This window comes from Streptomyces sp. NPDC052023 (assembly GCF_044548465.1).
Lineage (GTDB): Bacteria > Actinomycetota > Actinomycetes > Streptomycetales > Streptomycetaceae > Streptomyces.
In genome coordinates, this window is the sequence record NZ_JBIUBW010000054.1 from 1 (window position 1) to 1,291 (window position 1,291).

A 1,291-nucleotide genomic window follows, 5' to 3' on the forward strand; every position below is an offset into this window, starting at 1 on the left:
TGAGGGGCCTCGTGTTCTTCGGACAGGGATCTGACTGTCTATTTCACGCGACGGCTCGCAACTTCACATGTTCGGCGTGGACTTCTCGGGGAGGGCGATAGCCGACGGCCGAGTGAAGGCGTTGGCGATTGTACCAGAATTCGATGTACTGGGTGATGTCGCGCCGGGCGGCCTCGCGGGTCAAGTACGTTACCCGGGATACACGTTCGTTCTTCAGGGCTCCGAAGAATGATTCCGCCATGGCGTTGTCGAAACAGATCCCGGTTCGGCCGGCCGACCGGCGAATCCCCAGTCCTTTGAGGACCTTGGCGTACTCGGCGGACATGTAGTTGCTGCCCCGGTCCGAGTGGAATATGGCGTCCTTCACCAGCTTCCTGTTCCGTGCCGCGTTGCGGATGGCCCGAGTTATCAGCGGTGTCTGGTAGTGGTCGTCCATGGCGTAGCCGATTACCTCTTTGGTGCAGCAGTCGATGACGGTCGCCAGATACAGCCACCCCTCGCCGGTGGGAACGTAGGTGATATCGCCGACGAGTTTTTCGCCCGGGGCTTGCGCGGTGAAGTCGCGGCCCACGAGGTCCGGCACCGGCCCCGGCGCCCCTTGGGTCAGCGACCACCGCTTCGGCTGCGGCTGGCAGGGCACCAGGCCCAGATCGCGCATCAGCTGGCGGACCAGCTCCGGGCCGGCGGTGACGCCCCAGCGCAGCAGCTGCGCGTGGACGCGCCGATATCCGTAGGTGCTGTCGGATATGTCGAATGCCTTCTTGATGAGCAGCCCCAGTTCCTCGCGCCGCTGGGCGGTTGCGGAATCGGGCCGGTTTCTCCAGTCGTAGTAGCCGGACTTGGACACGCCGAGTTTTCTGCACATGAACTCGACGGAGTACGCGCACTCCGCGTTGTCGAGCCGCATCGAATCGATGAACTCGTACTTGCTCGCTACCGGGGATCCTTCGCGAAGTACGCTGCGGCTTTTTTCAGGAAGGCGTTCTCCTGCTCAAGTTCCCGGTTCCGGCGTCGCAGTTCCTTCAATTCGGCACGTTCGTCCACCGGCAGCGGCCCGTCCTGCTGCCCGTGTTCGCGCTCATGCTGGCGCACCCAGGTGCGAAGCGTCTCCGGATTCACGTTGAGTTCCCGGGCGACCTGAGCGACCGGCTTGCTGGATTTCAACGCCAGCTGGACCGCTTCTTCACGGAACTCCGGCGAGTACGGACTTGGACGTGCCACTTGCTGCTTCCCTCGATTCCTTACAGGACAACCCTATTGGGTCCCTGTCCGGGATCTTCGGGGCCCCTCA

1 protein-coding gene is annotated in these 1,291 nt (G+C 63.0%); it reads right to left on the minus strand.

Translation table 11 applies throughout. The features are described 5' to 3' along the window. Positions 1-43 precede the first annotated feature (43 nt). Positions 44-1,221 (minus strand): IS3 family transposase gene (locus ACIHCM_RS37495; RefSeq protein WP_399906545.1). Its coding sequence is split into 2 segments (ribosomal slippage): positions 44-960 and positions 960-1,221, totalling 1,179 coding nucleotides; the frame shifts between segments, so codons are not numbered across the junction. Between the last annotated feature and the right edge of the window lie 70 nt (positions 1,222-1,291).